19 protein-coding genes and 1 tRNA gene are annotated in these 18,619 nt (G+C 66.5%); 8 read left to right on the top strand and 12 right to left on the bottom strand.

The window, feature by feature from the left end; translation table 11 throughout:
• Nucleotides 1–19 precede the first annotated feature (19 nt).
• Nucleotides 20–1,606 (top strand): phosphoglycerate dehydrogenase, encoded by a 1,587-nt coding sequence (gene serA / locus AAG612_RS05165; RefSeq protein ID WP_342507887.1) that lies wholly within the window; start codon nt 20–22, stop codon nt 1,604–1,606.
• A 62-nt stretch (nt 1,607–1,668) separates the two neighbouring features.
• The gene (locus AAG612_RS05160) at nt 1,669–2,775 is read left to right on the top strand and encodes an ATP phosphoribosyltransferase regulatory subunit (RefSeq protein WP_342507885.1); all 1,107 of its coding nucleotides are present in this window, start codon (nt 1,669–1,671) and stop codon (nt 2,773–2,775) included.
• Here the strand turns inward: AAG612_RS05160 and AAG612_RS05155 are convergent.
• Nucleotides 2,772–3,605 carry an aldo/keto reductase gene (locus AAG612_RS05155; RefSeq protein ID WP_342507883.1) on the bottom strand — a complete coding sequence of 278 codons (834 nt, stop codon included), beginning with the start codon at nt 3,603–3,605 and terminating at the stop codon, nt 2,772–2,774. The genes AAG612_RS05160 and AAG612_RS05155 overlap by 4 nt on opposite strands.
• 221 nt (nt 3,606–3,826) lie before the next feature.
• Here AAG612_RS05155 and AAG612_RS05150 point away from each other — a divergent pair, with 221 nt between their 5' ends.
• Together AAG612_RS05150 and AAG612_RS05145 are read left to right on the top strand one after the other, a co-directional pair.
• A complete protein-coding gene (locus AAG612_RS05150; protein ID WP_342507881.1) occupies nt 3,827–5,116 on the top strand; it encodes an adenylosuccinate synthase in 1,290 nt (429 codons plus the stop codon).
• Nucleotides 5,117–5,232: 116 nt separating this feature from the next.
• The gene (locus AAG612_RS05145) at nt 5,233–6,339 is read left to right on the top strand and encodes a MarR family winged helix-turn-helix transcriptional regulator (protein WP_342507879.1); all 1,107 of its coding nucleotides are present in this window, start codon (nt 5,233–5,235) and stop codon (nt 6,337–6,339) included.
• Nucleotides 6,340–6,355: 16 nt separating this feature from the next.
• On the opposite strand, the gene AAG612_RS05140 is transcribed toward AAG612_RS05145, so the two are convergent.
• The 4 genes from AAG612_RS05140 to argH are packed head-to-tail and all read right to left on the bottom strand — an operon-like array spanning nt 6,356 to nt 10,106.
• Nucleotides 6,356–7,165, bottom strand: a complete 810-nt coding sequence (locus AAG612_RS05140; protein ID WP_342507876.1) for a precorrin-2 dehydrogenase/sirohydrochlorin ferrochelatase family protein — start codon at nt 7,163–7,165, stop codon at nt 6,356–6,358.
• Nucleotides 7,153–8,412 carry a diaminopimelate decarboxylase gene (gene lysA / locus AAG612_RS05135; protein ID WP_342507874.1) on the bottom strand — a complete coding sequence of 420 codons (1,260 nt, stop codon included), beginning with the start codon at nt 8,410–8,412 and terminating at the stop codon, nt 7,153–7,155. Before lysA ends, AAG612_RS05140 begins: the two co-directional genes overlap by 13 nt.
• Before the next feature lie 27 nt (nt 8,413–8,439).
• The gene (lptM, locus tag AAG612_RS05130; RefSeq protein ID WP_342507872.1) at nt 8,440–8,685 is read right to left on the bottom strand and encodes an LPS translocon maturation chaperone LptM; all 246 of its coding nucleotides are present in this window, start codon (nt 8,683–8,685) and stop codon (nt 8,440–8,442) included.
• Nucleotides 8,686–8,696: 11 nt separating this feature from the next.
• Nucleotides 8,697–10,106, bottom strand: a complete 1,410-nt coding sequence (gene argH / locus AAG612_RS05125) for an argininosuccinate lyase (protein ID WP_342507870.1) — start codon at nt 10,104–10,106, stop codon at nt 8,697–8,699.
• On the opposite strand from argH, the gene AAG612_RS05120 reads away from it, so the two are divergent.
• Nucleotides 10,105–10,683 (top strand): TlpA family protein disulfide reductase, encoded by a 579-nt coding sequence (locus AAG612_RS05120; RefSeq protein ID WP_342507869.1) that lies wholly within the window; start codon nt 10,105–10,107, stop codon nt 10,681–10,683. The two genes, argH and AAG612_RS05120, sit on opposite strands and share 2 nt — an antisense overlap.
• Here AAG612_RS05120 and AAG612_RS05115 read toward each other — a convergent pair.
• Entirely contained in the window at nt 10,614–11,912 is a 1,299-nt protein-coding gene (locus AAG612_RS05115; protein WP_342507867.1) for an FAD-dependent oxidoreductase, read from the bottom strand. The two genes, AAG612_RS05120 and AAG612_RS05115, sit on opposite strands and share 70 nt — an antisense overlap.
• 55 nt (nt 11,913–11,967) lie before the next feature.
• Nucleotides 11,968–12,043 (bottom strand) — tRNA-Val (locus tag AAG612_RS05110).
• 85 nt (nt 12,044–12,128) lie between these two features.
• On the opposite strand from AAG612_RS05110, the gene AAG612_RS05105 reads away from it, so the two are divergent.
• A complete protein-coding gene (locus tag AAG612_RS05105) occupies nt 12,129–13,106 on the top strand; it encodes an asparaginase (protein ID WP_342507865.1) in 978 nt (325 codons plus the stop codon).
• A 103-nt stretch (nt 13,107–13,209) separates the two neighbouring features.
• Here the strand turns inward: AAG612_RS05105 and AAG612_RS05100 are convergent, their stop codons facing one another.
• From AAG612_RS05100 to fmt, 4 genes are all read right to left on the bottom strand, one after another.
• Nucleotides 13,210–14,322, bottom strand: coding sequence for a zinc-binding dehydrogenase (locus AAG612_RS05100; RefSeq protein ID WP_342507863.1), 1,113 nt, complete (start codon nt 14,320–14,322; stop codon nt 13,210–13,212).
• A gap of 83 nt (nt 14,323–14,405) precedes the next feature.
• Nucleotides 14,406–15,170, bottom strand: coding sequence for a tRNA pseudouridine(38-40) synthase TruA (gene truA / locus AAG612_RS05095; RefSeq protein ID WP_342507861.1), 765 nt, complete (start codon nt 15,168–15,170; stop codon nt 14,406–14,408).
• Between the two features lie 38 nt (nt 15,171–15,208).
• Entirely contained in the window at nt 15,209–15,691 is a 483-nt protein-coding gene (locus AAG612_RS05090) for a hypothetical protein (RefSeq protein WP_342507859.1), read from the bottom strand.
• A 71-nt stretch (nt 15,692–15,762) separates the two neighbouring features.
• Nucleotides 15,763–16,710, bottom strand: coding sequence for a methionyl-tRNA formyltransferase (gene fmt, locus AAG612_RS05085; protein WP_342507857.1), 948 nt, complete (start codon nt 16,708–16,710; stop codon nt 15,763–15,765).
• A 147-nt stretch (nt 16,711–16,857) separates the two neighbouring features.
• Here fmt and recR point away from each other — a divergent pair, with 147 nt between their 5' ends.
• Together recR and def are read left to right on the top strand one after the other, a co-directional pair.
• Nucleotides 16,858–17,454 (top strand): recombination mediator RecR, encoded by a 597-nt coding sequence (recR, locus tag AAG612_RS05080; RefSeq protein ID WP_342507855.1) that lies wholly within the window; start codon nt 16,858–16,860, stop codon nt 17,452–17,454.
• A 130-nt stretch (nt 17,455–17,584) separates the two neighbouring features.
• Nucleotides 17,585–18,157 (top strand): peptide deformylase, encoded by a 573-nt coding sequence (gene def / locus AAG612_RS05075; RefSeq protein WP_342507852.1) that lies wholly within the window; start codon nt 17,585–17,587, stop codon nt 18,155–18,157.
• A gap of 49 nt (nt 18,158–18,206) precedes the next feature.
• On the opposite strand, the gene AAG612_RS05070 is transcribed toward def, so the two are convergent.
• Nucleotides 18,207–18,605: a four-helix bundle copper-binding protein gene (locus AAG612_RS05070; RefSeq protein WP_342507850.1), complete on the bottom strand. Its 399-nt coding sequence runs from the start codon at nt 18,603–18,605 to the stop codon at nt 18,207–18,209.
• Nucleotides 18,606–18,619 lie beyond the last annotated feature (14 nt).

The raw sequence follows: 18,619 nt of genomic DNA, 5'->3' as shown, positions 1-18,619 counted from the left end.
ACGATTTGAGGGAAATGAAATGTCCCGGAAACCCAAAGTCCTGATTTCCGACAAGATGAGCCCCGAAGCCGCCAAGATATTCGAAGAGCGCGGCTGCGATGTGGACGTAAAACCCGGCCTCTCGCCCGATGAGTTGAAAGCGATCATCGGCGAATACGAAGGCCTCGCGATCCGGTCCTCCACTAAGGTCACGCCCGAGATTCTCGACGCGGCGACCAACCTCAAGGTGATCGGCCGTGCAGGCATCGGCGTCGACAATGTCGACATTCCCGCCGCCAGCGAGCGCGGGGTGGTGGTGATGAACACGCCATTCGGCAATTCGATCACCACTGCCGAACACGCGATCGCCATGCTGCTCGCGCTGGCGCGGCAGATACCGCAAGCCAATGCGCGCACGCAGAACGGCGAATGGCCGAAGAGCGATTTCATGGGTGTCGAACTGACCGGCAAAACGCTGGGCCTGATCGGCGCGGGCAATATCGGATCGATCGTCGCCAGCCGCGCGCAGGGTCTGCGCATGAAGGTGATCGCCTATGATCCTTTCCTGACCGAAGAACGCAGCGTCGATATCGGGGTCGAGAAGGTCGAGCTTGATGATCTTCTCAAGCGCGCGGACTGCATCACGCTGCACACCCCGCTGACCGACGAGACGCGCAACATCCTCAGCCGCGAAAACCTCGCCAAGACCAAGAAGGGCGTGCGAATCGTCAACTGCGCGCGCGGCGGCCTGATCGACGAAGCGGCGCTCGCCGAGGTGCTCGACAGCGGGCACGTGGCGGGCGCGGCGCTCGATGTGTTCGAGACCGAACCGGCCAAGGAAAGCCCGCTGTTCGGCAAGCCCGGCTTCATCTGCACGCCGCACCTCGGCGCCTCGACCCGCGAGGCGCAGGAGAATGTCGCCCTGCAGGTCGCCGAACAGCTGAGCGATTTCCTCCTCACCGGGGCGGTGACCAACGCGCTCAACATGCCCAGCCTGACGGCGGAAGAGGCACCGCGTCTCAAGCCTTACATGCAGTTGGCCGAAAGCATCGGCTCGCTGGTCGGCCAGCTGGCGCATGGAAACCTGCCCAAGATCGCGATCGAGCTGGAAGGCGACGCGGCGGAGCTCAATCCCAAGCCGGTCACCGCTGCGGTGCTCGCGGGCCTGATGCGCCGCTATTCGCAGAGCGTGAACATGGTCAACGCGCCCTATCTGGCGAAGGATCGCGGCATGGAAGTGCGCGAAATCCGCAACAGCCGTGAGGGTACGTACCAGACGCTGATTCGCGTTACGGTCGATACCGATGCGGGCAAGCGCTCGGTCGCCGGCACGCTGTTCGGCAGGGACGCGCCGCGCCTCGTGGAAATCTTCGGCATCGGGATCGAGGCCGAGCTTGAGGGTCACATGATCTATGTCGTCAACGACGACGCGCCCGGTTTTATCGGACGGATCGGCTCGCTGCTGGGCAATCGCGGCATCAATATCGGCACCTTCAACCTTGGCCGCAGGCAGGCCGGTGATGAAGCAGTGCTGCTGCTCAGCCTCGATCAGCCGGTGGAAACAGCGCTGATGGAAGAGGTCGAGGCGCTGGAGGGTGTGCGGACGGTACGTGCGCTGAGTTTCTAACCCGGGCTCCCATCCGTCATTCCAGCTTTCGCTGGGATGGCTAGGGGGTTAGGGGCAGGCGCATGACCACTACCGACGATCTTCTGCCCGAGGGGCTGGCCGATAATCTGCCCGCGCAATCCGCGCTGCTCACCCACGCCATGCGCGCTGCGCTGGGCGCGATGGATGCGCATGGCTACGACCGGGTCAGCCCGCCGCTGATCGAGTTCGAAAAATCGCTCGGCAGCCGTATGGACGGGTTGCAGACGCGCGCCATGTTCCGCTTCGTCGATCCGGCCAGCCTGCGCACGCTGGCCCTGCGGTCGGACATCACCCCGCAAATCGGGCGGATCGCGGCGACCGCGCTGGCCGACAGTCCGCGTCCGTTGCGGCTCTGCTACGCCGGTGAGGTCGCCCGGATCGCGGCCGACCAGCTCGATCCGGTGCGCCAGCGCCTGCAGGTCGGGGCCGAGCTAATCGGGGCGGATAGCGTCGCAGCGGCGAGCGAGGTGGTGCTGACCGCAATCGAGGCACTCAAGGCGGTCGGGATCGAGCAGATTTCGGTCGATTTCACGCTGCCCGATCTGGTGACCACGCTCGCCTCAGGCCCGTTCCCGCTGGAGGAGGATCAGGCCGATGCCGTCCGGCGTGAACTGGACAGCAAGGATGCGGGCGGCTTGAAGGCTGTCGGGGGCGAAGCGTTCCTGCCGTTGATCCATGCCGCCGGTCCGTTCGATGAGGCGCTGGCGAAGCTGCGCGCGATCGACGCAGGCGGCGCGCTCGCCAGCCGGATCGAGGGGCTGGAGCAGGTCGCGGCGGCGATCGGCGATCGGGCACGCATGACGCTCGACCCGACCGAGCGGCATGGCTTCGAGTATCAAAGCTGGTTCGGCTTCACGCTTTATGCCGGCAATGCGCGCGGCGCGCTGGGCCGGGGCGGGACATACCTGATCCGCGGCACGGACGAACCCGCCACCGGATTCTCGATCTATCTCGGCCAGGCGCTGCCGCTGCTGCCCGCGGGCGAGCCGCGCGCAATGCTGTACCTTCCGCTGGGCCACGACCGGCAAGCGGCCGCGCGCCTGCGCAGCGAGGGCTGGCGCACGCTGGCTGCGCTCTCAGACGACGAAGACCCGCGCACGCTGGGCTGCACCCACCGGCTGGCGGCAGGTGCAGCGACACCGCTCTAGTCGTTGAAGCTGCCCGGTTCGGGCCCCATCCGGCCTTCGGGATCGTCCAGTTCATCGATTGCGGCCATCTGATCCTCGGTAAGCTCGAAATCGAGCGCGCGGAAGTTGGCTTCGATGTGTTCGCGGCTGGAGGCCTTGGGAATGGTCGAGAGGCCATGCTGGATGTGCCAGCGGATGACCACCGCCGCGCCGGGCTGGCCGATGTCCCCGGAAATCCGGTCGATCGCTTCGCGACCCATCGCATTGCCCTGGCCAAGCGGCGACCAGCTCTGCGTCACGATGCCCATCTTGTCATGCACGGCGCGCAAGGAGCGCTGCTGGAAGCCGGGATGCAGCTCCACCTGATTGAGCGCGGGCGTCACCCCTGTTGCGTCGACGATCCGTTCGAGATCCGCCGCACGGAAATTGGACACGCCGATGCTCTTCGCCTTGCCCTGGTCGCGCAGCTCGATCAGCGCCTTCCACGTGTCTACGAACAGGCCCTTTTCGGGTTGGGGCCAGTGGATCAACAGCATGTCGACATGGTCGCGGCCCAATCGTTGCAGACACTTGTCGGCCGCTTTCAAGGTGCGGTCGTAGCCCTGGCTTTCGTTCCAGATCTTGGTCTGGAGGAAGATATCCGACCAGTCGCCAATCCCTTCGCCGACACCTTTTTCATTCTGATAGATCGCGGCGGTATCGACCAGCCAGTAGCCGACATCGAGCGCGGTCGAGACCGCCTCGGCGGCCTTGTCGTCGTCGATCTGCCATGTGCCGAAGCCGAGCTGAGGAATCTGGCGGCCGTCGTTGAGGGTGAGAGTGGGATAATCGGTTCGAGAATGTCCGGTCATTACGTGAGGTTTTCCTTTCGTTTCCAATTGAACGGGCGCGATGGGCGCGCTGTTCCGTCGGCGAGGAAATCCATTTCCTATGGCTCGCGCGCATGCCATAGGGCGCCGCTTGCGAAGGCAGGGAAAGCTGGGGGCGGGTTTAGCCCCTTGGACACTGTGTCAGGTGTGTCAGGCCAGGCGCCATAGTGCCGGTCCGCGCGATGATCTGAAGGAGTTTGAGTTTGGCCAATGTGACCGTGATCGGGGCCCAGTGGGGCGATGAGGGCAAGGGCAAGATCGTCGACTGGCTGGCGAGCCGCGCCGATGCCGTCGTGCGATTCCAGGGCGGGCACAATGCGGGCCATACGCTGGTCGTCGGCGATACGACCTACAAGCTCAGCCTGCTGCCATCGGGCATCGTTACCGGGACGCTGTCGATCATCGGTAACGGCGTGGTGCTCGATCCCTGGCACCTCAAGTCCGAGATCGATAAGCTCGAAGGGCAGGGGGTGACGATCACGGCGGACAATTTCGCGTTGGCCGACAATTGCCCGCTGATCCTGCCGCTCCACCGCGATCTGGATGGTTTGCGGGAAACCGCCGCGGGCCAGGGCAAGATCGGCACCACGGGGCGCGGCATCGGCCCGGCGTACGAAGACAAGGTCGGCCGCCGTGCGATCCGCGTGTGCGACCTCGCGCATCTCGACGAGATCGAACCCCAACTCGATCGCCTTTGCGCGCATCATGACGCGCTGCGCGCCGGGTTCGACGAAGCGCCGATCGACCGCGAACAGCTGGTCGCCGATCTCAAGGAAATCGCGCCCTTCGTGCTGCAATTCGCGCAGCCGGTGTGGAAGCGGCTGAAGAAGGTGCGCAAGGCGGGCGCGCGCGTATTGTTCGAAGGCGCACAAGGCGTACTGCTGGATGTCGATCACGGCACCTATCCCTTCGTGACCAGCTCGAACACGGTCAGCGGCACGGCGGCGAGCGGTTCGGGCCTTGGTCACAACGCGACCGGCTTCGTCCTCGGCATAGTCAAGGCCTACACCACGCGCGTTGGCTCCGGCCCGTTCCCGACCGAACTGACCGACGAGGTCGGGCAGGGGCTGGGCGAGCGCGGGCACGAGTTCGGCGTCGTCACCGGGCGTAAGCGGCGGGTCGGCTGGTTCGACGCGGTGCTGGTGCGCCAGACTTGTGCGATCAGCGGCGTGACCGGCATTGCGCTGACCAAGATCGACGTGCTCGACAAGATGGACAAGGTGAAGATCTGCACCGGCTATCGCATCGACGGCAAGATCTACGACTACCTGCCCAGCCACGCCGCCAGCCAGGCGCGTTGCGAGCCGATCTACGAAGAGATGGAAGGCTGGCAGGAAAGCACCGCAGGCGCGCGCAGTTGGGCCGATCTGCCCGCCAATGCAATCAAATATGTCCAGCGTGTTCAGGAACTTATCGAGACTCCGGTGGCGCTTGTCTCGACCAGTCCCGAACGCGAAGACACGATCCTGGTGCGCGACCCGTTCGAGGATTAGGCGCGCCGGGTGCCCTTGGGCACCATTGGTGGACCGGGCGTTAGGTCCATTCCGGATGCGATTGACTTATTCTCCCTTTGTTCTCACAAGTGAGTTGGAACATAAGGGGAATGGGAATGCTTCAGACCGAGTCGCGCGCGCCGGTGGCGGAGGATGCCGGGCCCTCCTATGCTAGGCCCGGAGATGGTACGCCCGCAGATGGTGACGATCTTGCACCCCGCGATGCCGCGGGGCTGCCGGTTGCGATCTCGCTGTTCGCAGACCGTCCGCATGTGCGCGAGGCCATGCGGGCCGATGCCGAACTGGCGGGCTTCGGGGTTACGCAGGCCTCGCCGCTGGGTGTGCTGAAGGGCGCGCCAACGCAAGATTACCTGCCGCAGGGGAGCGCGCGCTGGGGCGAGAGCGGGGAGGGGCAGCTGGGCCTCGGCGATATTGCCGTGGTCGATGTCCCGACCACCGATGCGGCGACGATGGCGGCGCTCGACCGGCTGGCGGAGCGGATCGCACGCTCGCGCGCGCGCCTGATCGTGTCGACCACCATCGGCGCGCTCGAACCCGTGATCGTTGCGACCTCGGCGGCCGATCCGGTGCTGCTGGTCGAGCCGGGCCGGGCGGAGCGGCTGGTGGCCTTCGGCGAAACCCTCGCCGGGATGGTGCGCGGGCGCGTGCGTGAAATGTCGGAAGAAGACCGGCTGGCGGTCCTACGGCTGGTGGAACGGGTAACGATGCTGGCCGAAAAGCTCGACGGCCTGGTGGGCGATGACGAGCCGCGCGACGGTGGCAGCGCGTTTGTCTTCGGCACCGGCATGAGTGCTTCGGCTGGCGGCGCGCTGCGCGAACATCGTCCCGGAGAGAACGGCGGCGGCGTCCCGGGCCTGCCCGATCCGCGGCAGGTGCGCGCGACGATTCGCAAGCGGCAGCTGCGATCGCGCTTCTTCGATGCGGCCCTGTTCGCGGACCCGGCATGGGACATCCTGCTCGATCTGACCGCAGCGCGCGCTGAGGGGCGGCGCGTCTCGGTCACCTCGCTCTGCATCGCCAGTGGCGTGCCGCCGACCACCGCGTTGCGGTGGATCGCGCAGATGACCGATCAGGGGCTGCTGGTGCGCGAAGAGGATCTGGTCGACCGCAGGCGCGCCTTCGTGGCGCTGAGCGATACGGCGGTGGCTGCGATGGCGCGCTATTTCGAGGCCGCAGGCAACGCGAACGGCACGGGCCTGTAGGGGCGGGCGAGCATCGCTAGCCGCGCGTTAAAACGAGCGCGAAGCCGCTGCGCGGCGTATCGGGTGCTTCGTCCAGCGGATGGCGCGTCGCATCGGCGCGCGCGCGGGCGAGGATGGCGGGCGGCACATCGGCACCGTGATAGATCGCATCGGCCTCGCCCAGCCAGCGTGCCTGGCGCAGCGTCAGATCTTCGGGATCGTCGCTGGTCAGGTGAATGGACTCAATGCGCGCCCTGGCTTCATCTGCGGGATCGATCAGCCAGCTCTCGACCCGGTCGGCCGAGGCTTCGTCCAGCGGATCGAGCGTGCCGCCCGGGCGCAAAGCGGCGTCCACCGCGCGGCGGCGCGCGTCGCCATCGGGCAGTTCGGCGCGCAGGGCATCGCGGCCCGCCGCCAGCGCACGCGCCAGCTCGCCCAGCCGCTGCGGCAGGAACGCCTCCAGCCGTAAGCGGATATGCTTGGCGAGACCCGCCGAGGCACCCCCGGTGCCGATGGCGATCAGCACCGGATCGCGATCGAGGATGCTCGGGGTGGTGAAGTCGCACAGCTCGGGCCGGTCGGCGACGTTGACCAGCAGGCCCTTCGCCTTCAGCCGCTGCCGCACGGCAGCCGCTTCTTCCGCGTTCTCCAGCGCCACGAAGGCGAGCGCAGCATGATGCGCCTCCGGCTCGCCTACGGGAATCGCCCCCGCGCGCTCGACCAGTCGCTGCTTCGCATCGCCCATCGCGCCTTCGCCGACGACCACGATCCGGCTGCCCGCCACCTGATGAAACAGCGGCAGCGACGCGATCCGGCCCGAAGTCCGGTCGGGCGTCAGTCGAGCCACTCGGGCACCCGCTCGGCATCCATGATCGCGCCCGCATCGATCCGGTCCGCCACAACGGCGAACCGGTCGCCGCTGACCAGCACTTCGGCCACGAACCCGCGCGAGTTGTAGGAGGACGCCATGGTCGCGCCATAGGCTCCGGCGGTGCGGAATACCGCGAGGTCGCCTGCCGCCAGTTCCGGGCAGTCGCGGTCGGTCGCGAAGGTGTCGCCAGTCTCGCAGATCGGGCCGACGATATTTGCGGTCATCCGCGCCTCGGTATCCCGCACCGCCTCGAAATCGTGCCACGCGCCGTAGAGCGCCGGTCGGGCGAGATCGTTCATCGCGGCGTCGACGATCACGAAGGGCGCCGAAAGCCCGCTCTTCACGCGCACCACGCGGGTCAGCAACACGCCCGCATTGCCCGCGATCACGCGGCCCGGCTCGAAGACCAGCTGCACACCCCAGTCGCGGGTCGTGCGCGCGACCATCTCGCCGTATTCCGCCGGGCTCGGGAAAGTCTCGCCCCCCTTGTAGGGGACGCCGATCCCGCCGCCCAGATCGACGCGGGTGATCGTGTGACCGGCTTCGCGCAGCTCGCCAAGCAGCGTGCCGATCTTCCCGAAGGCCGCCTCCAGCGGAGCAAGATCGGCCAGTTGGCTGCCAATATGAATCGCGAGTCCTTCCAGCGCGAGGCCGTCCAGCGCGGCCAGCTCGGCAAAAACCTCACCCGCGCGATAGAGCGGCACGCCGAACTTGTTATCCGCCTTGCCGGTACTGATCTTCTCGTGCGTGCCGGCATCGACATCGGGATTGATCCGCAACGCGCAGCGCGCGCGTTCGCCGCGTGCCGCCGCCAGCTCGGCCAGCTCGCGGCCTTCCTCGCGCGATTCGATGTTGAACTGCGCAATGCCGGTGTCGAGGCCCAGCTCCAGCTCGGCGCGGGTCTTGCCCACGCCGGAGAAGACGATCTTGTCGGGCGTCATCCCGGCGGCCAGCGCACGCCGTAGCTCTCCGCCCGAGACGACATCCGCGCCGAAGCCTTCGCGTTGCAGCACGCGCAGCACGGCAAGGTTGGGGTTGGCCTTCACCGCGAACAGGATCAGCGGATCGTCGAGTTCGCTCAGCCCCTCCTTGAACACGCGCGCATGGCGTTCCAGCGTGGCGCGCGAATAGACGTAGACCGGGGTGCCGACCTCGTCCGCGATTGTGGGCAGGGGCACGCCCTCGGCATGGAGGGTGCCGTCGATGCTCGTAAAGTGATCCATGGTAGCCTGTATGTTTGCGAGCCGCGCCTATTCGGGCGGCAGATCGAAGGGGTCGTCCTCGCGCTCTTCGGATTTGGTGCGCAGCTCCGCGTCGCGCTGCGGCACCGCGATCACGTCGGGCTCCAGCAGCTCCTCGGCGGTGGGCTGCACCTCGCTGCCATAGGGCGCTGGCGGCAGGGTGGCACCGGGCGGGGGCGTGAGGTCGGCGCGCTGACCGCAGGCGGCCAGCGCCAGCGGCAGAGCAAGAGCAATCGGGATCAGGCGTGTGCGCATGGTTTCTCGCGTCAGCTATCGAGGCCGAGCGCTCTGCGCGCGGCTGTCACCTGTTGGCGTACCCGATCGGGCGCGGTTCCGCCATAGCTGCGGCGCGAGGCGACCGACCCTTCGAGCGAGAGGTGGTTCAATGCCTCCGGGGTGGCGCGCGGATCGATCGCGGCGAGGTCTTCGGGCGTCAATTCCGCCAGAGCGCAACCCTTTGCATCGGCGCGGGCCACGGCGGCGCCGGTGATGTGGTGCGCCTCGCGGAAAGGCACGCCCGCCTCGCGCACGAGCCAGTCGGCCAGATCGGTCGCGGTGGCATGGCCGCTGCTCGCGAGCGCGAGCATCCGGTCGGTGTTGAACTGCGCACCCGCGATCATGCCTTCCATGCTCGCGAGCGAGAGCACCAGCAGTCCGTGCGCCTCGAACACCGGCGGCTTGTCGTCCTGCATGTCCTTCGCATAGGCGAGCGGCAGGCCCTTCATCGTGATCGAAAGCGCGGTCGCCGCGCCGATGATCCGCCCCGCATGGCCGCGCACCAGCTCGGCGGCGTCGGGGTTCTTCTTCTGCGGCATGATCGAGCTGCCGGTCGAGAGACTGTCGGGCAGACGGATGAAGCCGAAGGGCTGGCTCGCCCAGATGATAATCTCTTCGGCGAGGCGCGACAGGTGGATGCTCGCGATGCTGGCGGCGTGCAGGTAATCCATCGCGAAATCGCGGTCGGATACGGTGTCGAGGCTGTTGGCGGTGGGCCGCGCGAAGCCCAGAGCCTTCGCGGTCGCCTCGCGGTCGAGGTCGAATCCGGTGCCCGCCAGCGCGGCGGCGCCCAGCGGGCATTCGTCGAGCCGCTCCTTCGCCGCCGCAAAGCGCATCCGGTCGCGCCGCAGCATCTCGTAATAGGCCATCAGGTGATGGCCGAGCGTGACCGGCTGGGCGGCCTGGAGGTGGGTGAAGCCAGGCATGATGTCGGCGGCGTGCTCTTCGGCTCGCGCGACCAGCGCGGCCTGGACTGTGGCGAGGCCTGCGTCGATCTCGCCCAGCGCTTCGCGGGTCCACAGCTTGAAATCGGTCGCCACCTGATCGTTGCGGCTTCGCGCGGTGTGGAGGCGGCCCGCGACCGGGCCGATCAGCTCGGTCAGGCGCGATTCGACGGTCATGTGGATGTCTTCGAGGTCCCAGTCCTCGGGCACGCCGTCGCGCTCGTACTCGGTGGCGATGGTCTGCAAGCCGTCGTCGATGGTCTGGGCATCTTCGGCAGACAGAATGCCCTGCGCCGCCAGCATGCTCACATGCGCGCGGCTGCCCGCGATATCCTGCCGCCAGAGCGCCTTGTCGAAGGGGATCGAGGCATTGATTTCGCGCATGATGGCACTAGGCCCGTCGGCGAAGCGACCGCCCCACATGGCGTTGCCGCGCCCATTACCGGAGGTTTCCATGTCCCGTTTCGCCATTCTGCCTGCGCTCGCCGCTGTTCTGGTGTTGAGCGGGTGCGATAGGGAGCCACAGGAGAGCCCGCAAGAGAGCAGCGTGGAAGGGGGCGAGGCCGCGATTACGGGCGAGATCGACCGGCGCTTTGCCGGCGAGCTGATGCCCGCCGCCAATCTGGTGAACTCTGCGGAGGAGGTGATCAATCTCGGCGCGTTGCAGGGCCGCCCGGTGCTGGTGAACCTGTGGGCGACATGGTGCGCGCCCTGCGTGAAGGAAATGCCGCTGCTCGACCAAGTGGCGGCGGATTACGGGGACGAACTGAGCGTCATCACGATCAGCCAGGATATGGGCGACCCGGGCAAGGTTGCCGCGTTCTTCGAGGAAAACACGCTGGCGAACCTGCCCCAGTGGCTCGATCCGCAGCTCGCGCTGGGCGAGGCGATCGGTGCGCAAACCCTGCCGACGACCGTACTCTACGATGCCACGGGGCAGGAGGTGTGGCGCGTGACCGGCGACTACGACTGGGCGAGCGAAGAGGCGCGCGCGGCGATCGACGAGGTTGTCGAAACGCCTGAAATGCCGTGATCGCGGGGCCTCCCGAGTGCCGCATAGTCGGGCTGGGGAAGGCCGAGCGTTGTGAGCGGATCGCCCACGAGGCCTGAAACGAGCCGCGCCTGAATGCGCGGTCCCGGCGGTATGCGACCAAGCGGCGTCAGCAAAAAATCGCGCAGCAGCGCATGCCACACGCTGTCCGACTGGTAGAGCGGCGTCGCGGCCCAGGTCAGCGCCTGGTAGAGCTTCACGTGGCGCGAACGCAGATCGACGGCGCGGTGAAGGCCGTCCTGTAGCCCATCGCCGTTGGCCAAGCCGCGCGATAGCGCAAACGCATCGAGCAGCGCCATGTTCGCGCCCTGGCCGAGCTGCGGGCTTGCCGAATGCCACGCATCGCCGATGTGGATCATCCGCTCGCTTGTCGGTTCGGGCAGGCGGCGATGGGCGTAACGTGCAAAGGTCAGCTGCTCAGGCTCGATAATGTGCGTCAGCAGCCCCTCGCAATCCGGCCACAGCGTGCAGACCTGAGCCTTCCACGCATCGAGCCCGGCCTCGCACCATGCCTCGTACGCGCTCGCCTTGAGCGACCAGAAGAACGACATCTCCTTGCAGGTCCCATCCACGCGAATGCCGGTGGGGAGCACGCCCGCCATTTGCGTCGCATGCGTATATCGCTGTTCGAGCAGGCCGACATCGAACGGAGCATCGGCGGGCCAGTCCAGCGTGGCCCACAGTGCGCCGAAGGCAAGCCATTCACCGCAGCGCGGCGCGAGTGGAGAAGAGGTGCCGAGCGCGTCGACCACCAGATCGAAGCTGCGCGTGGTTTGCCGCTCGCTTGACGCGAGCGCACGGCCATTACCCACAAGGTCTGACCGCTCGACCGCAAAGCCCGTCTCGATCCCGATCCCTTCTGCCGCCACAGCGCGATAGAGCAGGGTGAACAGGCTCCCCCGGTGGATGCCGATGCCGCGAGCGCCCGGAATGCCGAGATCGGCGTAGCGCGCATCGAGCGCGATATCTCCCTGGTGGTTGAGCCCGTGCAGCGCGCGGATCGGCGCACCGTGCGCGAGTATGTCTGGCGCGAGGCCCAGCGCGGCGAGCACTGCAAGCCCGCTCGGCTGAATCATCAGGCCCGAACCGACGGGGCGCGGTTGTTCGAACCGGTCGAACAGAGTCACCCGGTGCCCCTGCCGATGCAGCAGCAGCGCGGCGGCGAGCCCTGCGGGGCCGCATCCGGCGATGGCGATGTCGAAATGGCTCATCGCCGCCCGAGGTGCCCCGTCGGGGCCTTTGCGGCAAGCCGGAATTGTGCGGAAATGGTGGGCGATGACAGGCTCGAACTGCCGACATCTTCGGTGTAAACGAAGCGCTCTACCAACTGAGCTAATCGCCCGATTCCATTCGGGAGGGACGCTATCTAGCGTGCAAACCTTCAAAATCAATTGCCAGCGCGCACTCAAGCGTTAGGGCGCGGTGCCATGGCGCTCCCCCGTATCCTCGTTCTCGCCACCGGCGGCACCATCGCCGGGCAGGCTGGCGACGCGATGCGCGCCGATTACCGCCCCGGCCAGATCGGGATCGAGGACTATCTGGCACAGGCGAGCGGGCTGGGCGTCGAGGCGCAGTTCACCGGGCGGCAAATCGCCAATATCGGGTCGGAAGACATCGACGCCTCGATCTGGTCGCGCCTCCATGCCGAGATCGACCTTGCGATGCGCGACGACGGCGTCGATGCGGTCATCGTCACCCACGGTACCGACACCGCGGAGGAAACCGCCTTCCTGCTCGACCTGACGCTGCCGAGCACCAAGCCGGTGGTGCTGGTCGGCGCGATGCGGCCTGCCGATGTGGTCGGCTATGACGGGATGCGCAATTTCGCGAATGCGGTGCGCGTGGCGGGCGATCCCGATGCCGCAGGGCGCGGGGTGCTGGTGGTGATGGGCGACCGGGTCCATTCGGCGCGCGACGTGCGCAAGGCACAGACCCGCGCGACGGAGGCCTTTCGCGGCTTCCCGCGCGAATCGGTTGCCATCGTCACGCCCTCGCGGCTCGACTGGTTCGGTGCGCCGTGGCGGGTGGGCGATGCCGCATCGCTACGCTTCCTGCCGCTCCCCGATGTGCCGATCTTGGCGGTCTATGCCGGAATGACCTCCGCCGCAGCCGCGCGCCAGCTATCCGACAATCCGGCGGGGATCGTCGTGTCCGGCCTGGGGGAGGGCAACATGCCCGATCCCGTACGGCAGATTCTGGTGCAGCACGCCCGGCGCGAATGCCTGGTCGTGCGTGCGAGCCGGACCGACGAAGGGCTGGTCGATCGCGAGCCGGAGGACGATGACAACCGCTTCGTCGCCTCGCGCGCGCTCGCCCCGCCCAAGGCTCGGCTGCTGACGGCGCTGCTAATCGCGAACGGGATCACCGACCGGCAGGAGGCGCAACGGCACTTCGACGGGAGGTAAGTTTAGCCCTCTCCCTTGGGGGAGTGGGTTGGCGGTGGGGGTTCTGCGCCATCGGCGCACCCCCACCCAGCCTTCCCCTCAAGGGGGAGGAGTGCGTTGTGGATCACCCGTGCGGGGTGACGAGGTACTTCTCGCCCGTGCGCATCTGGCGATATTGCAGCACCGCGTCCTTCTCCAGCATGCCTTCGAGCGTCACTTCCTTGGTGTAGTTGCTCTTGAAGGTCGTGGTGATGTTGTCGAGCACCCGCTGGCGCATCCGGGTCACGGTTTCCATCCCCGCGCTCTGCAAGAAGGGCGTCAGAAGCCAGCCGCTCAGCGTGAAGCCGAAGCCGTAGGACGGCGTCAGGATCGTCGGCCCGAGGTCGAGCCGGCCGTAGATGTACATCTTTTTCTGCTGGTTCGAGCCGTAGCGGCTGAACTCGCTCATCTTCGACACCGCGACCTGCTCCATCGCCTTGAAGCAATGGTCGACCATCTGACCGCCGCCGATCGGATCGAAGCCGAAGAAGGCGTCGGTTTCGTCGATGCTTTCACGCAGCTGGCGCATGAAGTCGTCTTCGCCCGAGTTGACGATGTGCTCCGCGCCCATGTCCTGCAGCAGATGCACCTGCTCGGCACGGCGCACGATGTTCACCAGCGGCATGCCGTCTTCCTGACAGATGCGCACGAGCATCTGGCCGAGGTTCGAGGTGGCGGCGGTGTGCAGGATCGCCTTGGCGCCTTCCATCTTCGCGGTTTCGACGAAGCCGAGCGCGGTCATCGGATTGACGAAGGCGGACGCGCCGTCCTTCGCCGAAACATCGCCCAGCGGCAGGCACATGCTGGCATCGGCGATGGCGAATTGGGCGAAGGCCGTGCCGGGGACGCAGGCGACCCGCTTGCCCATCAGCGCCTTGGCCATGTCGCCGTCGCCGGTCGCGATAACCTCGCCAGCGCCTTCATTGCCGACCGGCAGGCGCTGGCTGTGGCGGCCCTTGGCACCCGAATTGAACGGTTCGGGCATCTTGGCGACGATCTTGCCGTCCGTGTATTCCGCATTCTCGAGGTCAGCCGGGCCGAGCAGGAGAGCCAGATCGCTCGGGTTGATCGGCGCGGCTTCCATCTTGACCAGAACCTGGTTGCCCTTGGGCTCCGCAAACTCGCTGGTCGCGACTTCGACGGTCAGAGTGCCGTCGCTCTCGAGCGTCGTGAAAATCTGCTTGCCGGTGGTGGTCATGGGGGCGCTCTCCTTATTGTTCTTCGGAATCGTTCTTTGTGCGGACCTAGCACTGAGGTTGCAGGTTGCAACCTAATCGCGGTCTAGGCGCCGTGTCGGTCGTCCGGATAAATGGCGTCGACGAAATAGAGCCCATGCGATGGCGCATTGAGGCCCAGTTCCTGTCGGTCTTTCGCTTCCAGAACCTCAGCAATGCGCCCTTCGTTCCATCGCCCCATGCCGACCAGCGCAAGGCACCCCACCATGCTGCGGACCTGATGGTGCAGGAAGCTGCGTGCGGCGACCTCTATGCGGATCTCGTCGCCGTGCCTGCTGACGTCCAGCCGGTCGAGCGTCTTGAGCGGGCTTTTCGCCTGGCAATGGACCGATCGGAAGGTGGTGAAGTCGTGATGGCCGAGGAGGCTCTGCGCCGCGCGGTGCATCGCCTCGGCGTCGCAATCGGGAGATACCAGCCACGCGCGGTTCTTCTCCAAAGTCAGCGGCGCCCGGCGGTTGATGATGCGGTAGAGATAGCGCCGGCCGATGCAGCTGAACCGCGCATGCCAGTCTTCCGGCACGACCTCGCAATGCGTCACGGCGATCGGGGCGGGGCGCAGGTGCGCGTTGATCGCCCCGCCCATGCGGAACGGCGTCAGCTTGCTCTCGACATCGAAATGGCTGCGCATGGCGAGCGCATGGACGCCGGTATCGGTCCGCCCCGCGCTGTGCAGCGTCACCTCCTCGCCGGTAACGCCATGGACGGCCTCCTCGACCGCTTGCTGCACGCTCGGCCCGTCCTTCTGGCGCTGGAGGCCGAAGAAGGGCGTCCCGTCGAATTCGAGCGTGAGGGCGTAGCGCGTCGGAGCCATTCCGCCCTGCTAGGCGAGGCAGCCGCTGAGGCAACCCGTCACATGACCTTGAGGCCTTCGGGCAGAGGCTCGCGCTCGCATTTTGCGCCTTCGCGGAAGGGGACGGATCGCTCCGCCTCGCCCGCAGCGGTCTTGTACGAGGCGATATCCAGCTTGCCCAGATCGACATCGTAGCGCGAGCGGGTGCCGTTCCGGCTGGTCCAGTGCATCCGGATGACGCCGTTTTCGATTTCCAGCCCGCAATCTTCCTGCCCGACCTCGCACAGATCGAAGGCTTCGTTCCGGAAATCGGAATAGCGCTTCACCTGGCCCTCGATCAGGATGAACCGTTCGGTCACCGTGAGGCCCTGCTTGCCGTCGTAATCGGGCATAGCGCAGGTGATGAGCGCGTCGGAAAGATCGGCGGGTGCAGCGGAAGAGATGGTCTGCGAACTCTCGGCTGCAGCCTCGCCGGGCTCCGCCGCGCCGCACGCGGCCAGCGCCGTGCCCACCGCGATCATGATTGCTGCCATCCGGTTCATATCCGTCTCCCTCGTGTTTCAGGGGCCGAACCTTGCCGATCGCACGGCGAAGTCAATCGCGGGCGAGAAGCCTAACGGACATTGTCATGAGCGGGCGCTTCCCCGCTGAGGTGCGCGCCCTTGGGAATCGCGCGCCCACGCTGGAAGTCTGCCGTGTCCATCGCCGGCTTGCCAGCACGCTGAACCCGGGTGAGCCGCAGCGCGCCGGTCTTGCACGCCACGGTGAGCGCATCGTCGAGCACGGCGCCGGGCTCGCCCGAGCCTTCAGCCACTTGCGCACCGAGCACCTTCACGCGTTCCAATCCCTCGGCGCCGGCATATTCGAAAAACGCGCCCGGCCACGGGCTGAAGGCGCGCACCTGCCGCTCGACCTGCTCAGCCTCCTGCGACCAGTCCAGCCGTGCTTCGGTCTTGTCGATCTTGGGCGCATGGGTCGCCTCGGCATCGTCCTGCGCGAGCGGTCTGTGGTTCGAGAGTTCGCGCAAGGTGCCGACCATCAGCTGCGCACCTTTGTCGGCCAGCTCGTCGGTCAGGTCGCCCGCGGTCTTGTGCTCGATCGGGGTGCGCACGGTCGCCAGCATCGGGCCGGTGTCGAGCCCCGCCTCCATTTGCATGATGGTGACGCCGGTGCCGGCATCACCCGCCAGAATGGCGCGCTGGATCGGCGCGGCACCTCTCCATCGGGGAAGAATGCTCGCGTGAACGTTGAGGCAGCCATGTTCCGGCGCGTCGAGCACCGCCTGCGGCAGGATCAGCCCATAGGCGGCGACCACGCCGACATCCGCCTCCAGCGCGGCGAAGGCGTCCTTCTCCTCCTGCGGTTTGAGCGAGGCGGGGTGGCGCACTTCGATGCCGAGGCGTTCGGCTGCCTGATGTACCGGCGTCGGCTGGAGCTTCTTGCCGCGCCCGGCCTTCCTCGGCGGCTGCGTATACACGCACACCACCTCATGCGCGGCGTGTACCAGCGCTTCCAGCGTCGGCACCGCGAAGTCGGGGGTTCCCATGAAGACGATGCGCATTTCTCTCCTTCTCCCCTCCTTTGAGGGAGGGGCTGGGGTGGGTATGGCCGCCGAGGCGCTACATCCCCACCCGATGTCTCCCATTCGCGTGTGGATTAGGGGAGTTTTTGGTTCTCAGGTCTGGCTTGCGCCCCTATCTCTGTGACCATGGCATCGCAAGAAATCGAAGCATTGAGTTCAGCGCTCGCCCGGCTCCCCGGCCTCGGCCCGCGTTCGGCGCGGCGCGCGGTGCTGCATCTGGTCAAGAAGCGCGAGACCGCGCTGCCCGCGCTGCTCGATGCGCTGCTCGCCGTGCAGAATACGCTGGAGGAATGCCGCATCTGCGGCAATGTCGACACGCAAGACCCCTGCGGCATCTGCTCCGACCCGAAGCGCGATGCGAAGTCGATCTGCGTGGTCGAGGATGTCGCCGACCTGTGGGCGCTCGACCGGGCGAAGCTGTTCTCGGGCACGTTCCACGTACTCGGCGGGCGGCTCTCCGCGCTCGACGGCGTGCGACCCGAAGACCTCGCGATCCCCGGCCTTCTCGCGCGGGTCGAGGCGGGCGGGGTGGACGAGATCGTACTGGCGATGAACGCCACGCTGGAGGGCCAGACCACCGCACATTACCTCGCCGAAAAGCTGGAGGATTTTCCCGTCCGCATCACCCAGCTGGCGCATGGCCTGCCGGTTGGCGGCGAACTCGACTATCTCGACGAGGGAACGCTGGCGCAGGCTTTGCGCGCGCGGCGACCGATGGGCTGACAACCCCACCCCGCTGCGACTAGCGAACCTGGCGGTTCGGCAAGTCTCGCTCCCCTCCCGCATGCGGGAGGGGTTGGGGGTGGGCAAACCCGCGCTTGCGATGTCGCGAACCGCACCCTAATTCGTGGTCATGGCTATCCGCGAAATCCTCGAAGTGCCGGACCCCCGGCTGAAAACCGTGTCCGAACCTGTCTCAAAGGACGAGTTCGACGACGATCTGCGCACGCTGATCGATGACATGTTCGAAACGATGTACGCCGCGCATGGCATCGGCCTCGCTGCGATTCAGGTCGGCGTGCCCAAGCGCATCCTCGTGATAGATTTGCAGCCCGAAGACCCGGACGCCGAGCCGATCGAGTGCGACCATGACGGGCACAGCCACACGCACCCGGCGACCAAGAAAGAGCCGCGGGTGTTCATCAACCCCGAAATCCTCGATCCGGCGGAAGAGCTTTCGACCTATCAGGAAGGCTGCCTCTCGGTGCCCGAGATCTACGCCGACGTCGATCGCCCGGCGACCTGCACGGTGCGCTGGCAGGATCTCGACGGGAACGAGCACACCGAAGCGCTGGAAGGCATGATGGCGACCTGCATCCAGCACGAGATGGACCATCTCGAAGGCATTCTGTTCATCGACCATCTCAGCCGCCTCAAGCGCAGCATGGCGCTCAAGAAGCTGAAAAAGCTGCGCGTCGCAGCCTGAATTGATGCGAGCCTGCACGTGGCAGGCTCGCACCCGAAAGCGGCGGCTCTTAAGCCGCTGCGACCATGCCCTGCAGGGCCTTCACGCAGTCTTCCATGCATTCGCGGCACATTGTCTCGCAGCGCTTGCAGTGCGGGTTGTCATGCTTCGCGCATTCTTCGGCGCAGACCTTGCACGCGAGGATGCACGCTTCGAGCAGCGACTTGATCACCGCCGTGTTGCCGTGCGTGCGCCGCGCTGCGACCGTGCTGACCGCCTGACAGATATCCGAGCAGTCCGAGCATTTGCGGATGCATTCGGACATGTCGCCCTGTTCCGAATTGCACGCATCGGCGCAGGAATTGCAGATCGCCGCGCAATACATCGCGTGCTTGATCGCTTCGCCCAGCTGGTCGTTGTAATCGGCACCAACCTGCGGGTGCTCGCTGATCATTTCCTTGATCGACATCGGGTTTTTCTCCT

The sequence above is a fragment of the Citromicrobium bathyomarinum genome (assembly GCF_038594605.1).
Taxonomy (GTDB): domain Bacteria; phylum Pseudomonadota; class Alphaproteobacteria; order Sphingomonadales; family Sphingomonadaceae; genus Alteriqipengyuania; species Alteriqipengyuania bathyomarina_B.
Note: the sequence above shows the minus strand (reverse complement) of the source record. Positions and strands in the feature narration are given on the sequence as shown.

Coding starts and splice junctions, on each gene's coding strand:
- serA (WP_342507887.1), top strand. CDS start 20: ATGTCCCGGAAACCCAAAGTCCTGATTTCCGACAAGATGAGCCCCGAA.
- AAG612_RS05160 (WP_342507885.1), top strand. CDS start 1,669: ATGACCACTACCGACGATCTTCTGCCCGAGGGGCTGGCCGATAATCTG.
- AAG612_RS05155 (WP_342507883.1), bottom strand. CDS start 3,605: ATGACCGGACATTCTCGAACCGATTATCCCACTCTCACCCTCAACGAC.
- AAG612_RS05145 (WP_342507879.1), top strand. CDS start 5,233: ATGCTTCAGACCGAGTCGCGCGCGCCGGTGGCGGAGGATGCCGGGCCC.
- lysA (WP_342507874.1), bottom strand. CDS start 8,412: ATGGATCACTTTACGAGCATCGACGGCACCCTCCATGCCGAGGGCGTG.
- lptM (WP_342507872.1), bottom strand. CDS start 8,685: ATGCGCACACGCCTGATCCCGATTGCTCTTGCTCTGCCGCTGGCGCTG.
- AAG612_RS05120 (WP_342507869.1), top strand. CDS start 10,105: ATGTCCCGTTTCGCCATTCTGCCTGCGCTCGCCGCTGTTCTGGTGTTG.
- argH (WP_342507870.1), bottom strand. CDS start 10,106: ATGGAAACCTCCGGTAATGGGCGCGGCAACGCCATGTGGGGCGGTCGC.
- AAG612_RS05115 (WP_342507867.1), bottom strand. CDS start 11,912: ATGAGCCATTTCGACATCGCCATCGCCGGATGCGGCCCCGCAGGGCTC.
- AAG612_RS05105 (WP_342507865.1), top strand. CDS start 12,129: ATGGCGCTCCCCCGTATCCTCGTTCTCGCCACCGGCGGCACCATCGCC.
- AAG612_RS05100 (WP_342507863.1), bottom strand. CDS start 14,322: ATGACCACCACCGGCAAGCAGATTTTCACGACGCTCGAGAGCGACGGC.
- truA (WP_342507861.1), bottom strand. CDS start 15,170: ATGGCTCCGACGCGCTACGCCCTCACGCTCGAATTCGACGGGACGCCC.
- AAG612_RS05090 (WP_342507859.1), bottom strand. CDS start 15,691: ATGAACCGGATGGCAGCAATCATGATCGCGGTGGGCACGGCGCTGGCC.
- fmt (WP_342507857.1), bottom strand. CDS start 16,710: ATGCGCATCGTCTTCATGGGAACCCCCGACTTCGCGGTGCCGACGCTG.
- recR (WP_342507855.1), top strand. CDS start 16,858: ATGGCATCGCAAGAAATCGAAGCATTGAGTTCAGCGCTCGCCCGGCTC.
- def (WP_342507852.1), top strand. CDS start 17,585: ATGGCTATCCGCGAAATCCTCGAAGTGCCGGACCCCCGGCTGAAAACC.
- AAG612_RS05070 (WP_342507850.1), bottom strand. CDS start 18,605: ATGTCGATCAAGGAAATGATCAGCGAGCACCCGCAGGTTGGTGCCGAT.